General features: G+C 38.6%; 5 protein-coding genes. All 5 read right to left on the bottom strand.

Translation table 11 applies throughout. From position 1 onward, the window contains the following. Positions 1-21 precede the first annotated feature (21 nt). Positions 22-735: a metallophosphoesterase gene (locus DWX00_RS16825; protein WP_055221852.1), complete on the bottom strand. Its 714-nt coding sequence runs from the start codon at positions 733-735 to the stop codon at positions 22-24. A gap of 206 nt (positions 736-941) precedes the next feature. After that, on the bottom strand, positions 942-1,028 hold the full coding sequence (locus DWX00_RS20750; RefSeq protein ID WP_117762139.1) for a helix-turn-helix domain-containing protein: 87 nt from the start codon (positions 1,026-1,028) through the stop codon (positions 942-944). Positions 1,029-1,199: 171 nt separating this feature from the next. Further along, complete coding sequence (locus DWX00_RS16815; RefSeq protein ID WP_055227849.1) at positions 1,200-2,000, bottom strand: helix-turn-helix domain-containing protein; 801 nt, start codon at positions 1,998-2,000, stop codon at positions 1,200-1,202. A gap of 351 nt (positions 2,001-2,351) precedes the next feature. Then, on the bottom strand, positions 2,352-3,749 hold the full coding sequence (locus DWX00_RS16810) for an MFS transporter (protein ID WP_055227850.1): 1,398 nt from the start codon (positions 3,747-3,749) through the stop codon (positions 2,352-2,354). A 167-nt stretch (positions 3,750-3,916) separates the two neighbouring features. Further along, positions 3,917-6,955, bottom strand: a complete 3,039-nt coding sequence (locus DWX00_RS16805; protein ID WP_055221856.1) for a glycoside hydrolase family 2 TIM barrel-domain containing protein — start codon at positions 6,953-6,955, stop codon at positions 3,917-3,919. Positions 6,956-7,010 lie beyond the last annotated feature (55 nt).

Here is a 7,010-nt window from a genome sequence, read left to right as displayed (position 1 = left end):
CATCCAATTACGTATCGGATTCTACATCTTAATTCCGCAGTATTCCCATGTCACTGTATCGAGCAAGAGGAACTCCTCTGTTCCAATCGGCTTTCCATCTCTGTAAGTTGAAAACACATCCGTGCTAATCAGATTTCCCTCTTTCGTAATTGCATCCATAGGTGTATGGCCTACAACCTGCAACAACTTACGTGGCTTATATAATCTCATTTTTGAATGCTGTGGTCTCAGCCAGATCGGCGATGCATCATTCCACATCTCGATTCTTCCGAGCTGATTAATCGTCTCTAACACAGCATCCACATCATTATATTTTGCCCGCGGAACATATTCCTCTACAAAGAAATTCAGTACGCCTCCATGAGAAAAGAGAACATTGTCTATTCTCTGAACATATTTAATGGGATTATCTTCTGGAACAGCCTCTCGCAAATCCAACAACTTTCTTTGCACTGTCATTGAAGCCATGGAGCTATAACCGCTCTCCAGACAATGCCACAGATAACTCAAATCGTGATTCCCGTAGCACCAGGCTGTTTCCGGAAATGCTTTTGCAAACCGAATAGCCTCATCATAAGTTTCTTCATAAAGTCCGACATTATATTGCTTGTCCCAATCATCAGGGATGTCCATCAGACATACCGCTCGATCAGCAATTCCCTGATGCATAAGAGCTGTAGCCTGTTTAAACATCTGCGGTTTAAGATGAACATCAGGAATTACTAATATCTTCATACCATCATACCTTCTTATACTATTCTACTGGATATATCACCCTTTGTCCGGATATCTTCCAACTGATACCGCATTTGCAATGTCTTAATCCAATGAACTGCTGTTTCATAGCACCACCACAGACAGGACATCGTTTTGCTTTTGATCTCATCGCTTACCATGCTCAAATTAAGCTTCTCTTCTCCTTTTACCTGAGGTACAGGTGATCAAGATGCCGAAGCGATGACACAGCCGAACGTTCTGGCAAACAAAACTTTCTGCACATCATCGGGGTAGAATTTGACCCAAAACATTACAAAGGAAAGTGACCCTGTACGCCAAAAACATTATACAACAAAAAACACTGATTGGTAGACTTCATCAATATTTTTTTCTACAAATATTTTTATATTATATCATCCACACATGAAATCAAATACATAGCACTGTAAAATCAAAGTAAATATTTCGATCAACAGAACCTTTTATGACAACATCTCTTTCACACAAGTACTTCGATAATCACTTGGTGATATTTTATATCTTTCTTTAAATACTCGGTTAAATGTTCTCTGACTTTCAAATCCACTATCCAGACAAATGTTTGTAATAGAATCACTCGTATTTTCCAAACGATGGCATGCATAGTTCAGCCTTGCATCGTTAAGATATTGATTAAAGTTTCTATGGAATGTCTTGGAAAAGAGTCTGGATAAAACATATTTGCTCACGCCCAGGTCTTTTGCCATCTCTTCCAACGAAAACTTCTTCTTGAAATTTGCTGATATATAGGAAACTGTCTGGTAAATAAGATCGTTGCTCCCCACACTGCTCTTTTCTACCAAATTTAATTTTCCTATGCAGCGTGCCAACACAATTTGAAGATATGCCTGTGCAACAGTAATATCCGACTGTTCTGTCTCTAAAATTGCATTTATAGCCCTATATACCTCCGGTTCAACCTTTTCCGCTTTGATGATTGGGTATTCAGGAGCCATGGATTGCATGATATCTGCAAATTTAGCTATCGTAAATGGCGATGCGATCAGATAAGTCGCTTTATTTACACCGGGTGTCAGTACCTGATAGTGATGAATAACATCTGGAAATACAAAGCCTATATCTCCTTTTTCCATATGGTATAGTTCCTGTCCGACACCAAGTTCTAATGCTCCACTTGTTACACAAACGATCTCCAGTGCATTATGAAGATGTGGTTCAATATGTTTTGACTTCCTATTTATTGCTATAATCTCCTCTTTTGTGTCAACATATTTTAACTGCATGAAATACTCCCCTTTGCAACATTTGTCTATATCTTCTTTCGATTTGGCAAGCAATCCTTTTACACCTATCTTATAATCAACTTGTAAATAAGGAAAGGAGGAATTGCAAATGAGCAACCTAAAAAAATATCTGAATGACCTTTTAGTATTCTACGCTGAATATTTTGAGCATCCTTACCATGTATAAATACTAAAAGGACTATTTTGTGAAAACTGAATATTTTCTTAAGGCCATTTCACAAAAATGAAGTGGTCCTTTTTTATTTTCAAAATACAGTTCTATCACTTTATATATAGAAAAAAGCACTGTCTCATCGAGCAACGACCAGACAACGCTTTCTCCTGTCAATTCTAATTTATGTCTAATGCATCTGTTACTTCATCTGCAGCAATTCCTTTTTCTGCTTTCAGTTTTTTATTTGCATCTTCTACATTCATTCTTGAAAGTGCAAACATAATCAATACATCAAAGATTAACGGAAGCCAAAGATACATGAACTGCATCATATCAAGTGCAGACTGTGGCTGAGTTGCATTTGTTCCGACATATCCACTGAACTCAAGCATCCATCCAACAACAGCGGTTCCAATACCTCCACCGATTTTTACACCAAGAGAAGTACAAGAGTACATCGTTCCGTCAATTCTCTTTCCCTGCGTAAGATAAGTGTATTCAGAGCAAGATGCGATAACTGCATTCATATCTCCCTGCCATGGTCCCTGACCTAAAGCTGCAAGAGCTGTAAATGCCATCATCAGCGGAACACTGCCCATATATCCGGCAACAACAACAAGTGCTCTACCGATGACTGCTAAGACGTAACCTCTTAAGTTCAGTTTATACATACCTTTCCACTTACCAACTAATGTCGGTGTGAAAATCAGGGCAATGATCAGTGGAATATTTACTGCCCATGCAAATTGTCCAAACAAATTCTTATTTTTCAGTACCCATGTCATGTAATAAATGCCAGCTCCAATCATGGCACCATATAACTGCTGTAAAATATATGTTCCACAAATCATCATGTAATATTTGTTTTTAACAAGAAGCTTGAATGCCTGTACCATTCCGTACTTTTCATTATCATTCTTTACTTCTCCTTCATTAAGTTCTTCCTCCGGAAGTTCCTTAACAGAAAGTGCTGAAATCGTATTTACGACCAGACCAATGATTGCATAGATAATAGCAACCGTTCTCCATGCCGCAGCATCTCCACCACATTTATCTACAAATCCAACTGTAATCGCCTGAATCAGAAGACTTGTTGAAAATGCAAAAATAAAACGGTAAGATCCCATCTGTACACGCTCTTTGCTGTTCTTTGTAATCAGTGACGTAAGTGCTGAATAAGCAATATTGTTTGCTGTATAAAACACACCATTTAACAGTGTATAAGAAATAAAGAACCATGCATATTTAGCCGTTGTTCCAAAGCTGACTGGTACTGCAAAGCAGCAGACCAGCGTAATGGCACAACCAATGTATCCGTATAGCATCCAGGGTTTCGCTTTTCCCATTTTACTGTGTGTTTTGTCAATCATTGATCCAAAAAATATATCCGTAAAACCATCAAATAGTTTTGATACGGCAATCAGGGTACCCACGACACCTGCAGCAAGTCCTACCGAGTCCGTCAGATAGACCATCATAAAAGATGTCAGGAACGCATAGACTACATTACCTGCAACATCACCTGATCCGTATCCAATTTTGTTATACCATTTCAAATACTTTTTTTCTTCCATCGAATTTCTTTGCTCCTCATCTTCATCGCACTTAGAATTTCAATATGTCTAACCGTATGATGTCTAATTCTGTTTTTTTCTCTGTTTTTGTCTGATTGCTCTGTATATCCGGACTTTACATTGCAATCAGACTATCCTTCTTTGTTTACGGGTTACATGAAACTTTATTATCCCTTTACATACGGTATCAGCGTAAACTGGAACCGGAATAATACATCATCAAATCGGTACTGATCTAATACAACTGGACCACAACTATTAGAACCAATGCCATTTAATGCGTAGTCAACACAGAATACTACACTATCTGATTCTATTAATTCATAATTATGCGTTTTCTTCTCAAGTTCTTCCTGTGTATAATAAGAAGCATTGAATGAAAATGCCTTTTCTGCGGATGCCACAATTCCATATCGGCTGTTGTTAAGCTCTACATATTCACAATCATAATGGCTTCCATTTTCCTGTGGACGGATATAGTCCTCATGTAAATCCCCTACATCTGCCCGGTACAAACCGTGGCTCGCAGCCTGATGTTTATCACAATAACTTTCCTGTGGTCCCATTCCAAAGTATCTTACAGCTGAAAGTTTTTTATCCAGGAACATCCTCACACCAAATCTCGGAAGATCCGGGAATTCATCGTCTTTTGTTACTGCAATATCTGCATCAATCTTTCCAGCAGCTTCTATTTTCCATGTAATCGTCACATCAAGAATCTTCTGCACTGTCTCTGCCACAACGGAAGCATGGCTTGTAATCTTCACACCATGTTTTCCCTGCACAACCTCTGTCGTATAGGCTCTTGTGTAAGCCTTATCATAGTGGGCTTTCTTCCATTCAGACTTGATGTACATATCGTTATCTGTTGGAGCTCTCCAAATATTTAATTCCATCGGATGGTTCAAGTATTCCCGCCCTGCGAATTTCATCTCTGTAAAGAGTGCAGTACGTTTGTCTATGGTATAAGCAAATTCACGCCCCTTGATATGAATCTGTGTATCATTTTCATTTACCTGTAATTCAGAGTCCACTACTGTTTTTGGTATCCATTTCTCTGCAAGTTTACATTTTGTATCCTCTTTACTTACCTCAATTTCATCAAATCCAAGAATATGGTCTTCATTCAACAGTGGCAATTCTTTTTTCAGATGGTAAATAAGTTTTAAATAACATTTCCCATTCTCTGGAACATTGATCTTCAGGTTTGTTTTTCCTTCCCCGTGTGGTGCCACAGAAAACTCCGGAAGTATGCCTTTGCTGATCACAAGACCATCCTGTGTCAGCTCATAACTAATCTTCACATAATCTTTCAAGTCATCAAAATCCATGTAGTTATGAAGCACCAGTTCTCCGCTTTCTTTGTTATAGGAAATAACTCTTGCCGGGCGATAAACATTCTTGTATTCCAAAAGTCCTGTATGTACCGTTCTGTCCGGATATACTAATCCATCCATACAGAAGTTGCCATCATGAATTTCTTCGCCATGGTCGCCCCCATAAGCATATATAGTCTTTCCATTCTCAGCAGTTCCATGAGCAATCGCATGGTCACACCATTCCCAGACAAAGCCGCCGCACATTTTATCATTATCCTGAATCATCTGGAAGTAATCTTCAAAATCTCCAGGTCCGTTTCCCATGCTGTGACAGTACTCTACCAAAAGGAAGGGTTTGCTTCCATCTTTATCCAGATATTCCTGAATTTCGGAAAGCGCCGGGTACATCCGGCTGTACACATCCAGATTGCTGTAATCATATGTTTCATCATAATTACGGTATCTTGCACTCTCATATTGTGTGATGCGGTCTGGATCAAAATTCTTTGTCCATTCCAGTGCTTTTTCAAAGTTGCAGCCATAAGCACTCTCATTTCCCATTGACCACATAACAATACAGAAACGGTTTTTGTCACGTTCCACCATGAGTTTTACGCGATCAACGATTGCCTCTTCCCATACCGGATCATCTGCAATCTTCTCATTCCATCGTTTGAACCGATTGTAATCAGTGTCTTCTTTTCTGTAGATCATAAATGGACCATGAGCTTCAATATCTGCTTCATCTATTACCATGAATCCATACTTGTCACACATTTCATAGAAAAATGGTGCGTTCGGATAGTGGCTGGAACGGATCGCATTAAAATTATGCTGCTTCATTAACGTAAGATCGGTTGTGAGCTGTTCCAGACTGATTGTAAATCCAGTAACCGGATCGGAATCATGTCGATTGACACCACGGAATTTAATCTTCTGTCCATTTAGGTAAATGACCTGGTCTTTAATCTCTATCTTTCTTAATGCAATGTGATCTACAATTACTTCATTCTCTGTTTCAAGAATCAGTTTATATAGATATGGATTTTCTGTATTCCAAAGTTCCGGACTTGCAATTTCTAATACAGCTGTTCCTTCTTCAGCAATACTTCCTAGTGCTACAACTGCTCCGTTTCTATCTTCAATCGAAATTTTTACATTTAAGGGAAAGTAGAATTTCATTTCAATTTCTACTTTCGCAAGCATATCCTCAATTCTTGTTTTAATATGATAATCACTGATTGCCTGTTTTGGGCGTTTCAAAATGTACACATCCCGGAAAATACCACTCATACGGAATTTGTCCTGATCTTCCAAATAGGAACCATCACACCATTTCATTACCAACACTGCCACCGTATTCGTTCCATCCTGAAGTACATCGGTAACATCAAACTCACTGGTCATATGTGAAACCTGGCTGTATCCTATGTAAGAGCCATTGATCCATACATAAAAGCAGCTGTCTACTCCTTCAAAGTTCAAAAAAGCTTTTGATGCTTTCTCATCTCTGCTGTACTCAAAATTATGTACATAAGCTCCACACGGAATATCCTGTGGCACATATGGTGGATCAAACGGAAACGGATACCGGATGTTTGTATACTGGTGTGTATCATATCCTGCCATCTGCCATACACTTGGAACCTGAATCTCATCAAAATTTTCTGTATCATAATTCTTCTCAAAGAAAGAATCCTGAATGTCATAGATGCTGTTAAAATACTGGAATTTCCAAGTTCCATTCAATAACTGCATACGATCTGATTCTTCTCTGTGTTCCACCAAGTTATCCATTCTTTTGGATGCCGGAATATAATAGGCTCTGGCTGGCATTGTGTTTTCGTGCAGTACGCTTAGATTTTCATAATAACGTGGTACGATCATAAATAACTCTCCTCCAATACATATACTTTTTTGTTCTTTGTTTCCCTAAAGCAAA

This window comes from Blautia sp. AF17-9LB (assembly GCF_003479185.1).
Classification (GTDB): domain Bacteria; phylum Bacillota; class Clostridia; order Lachnospirales; family Lachnospiraceae; genus Fusicatenibacter; species Fusicatenibacter saccharivorans.
The sequence above is the reverse complement of the archived record's forward strand: the minus strand, read 5'-3'. Positions and strand labels throughout refer to the sequence as shown.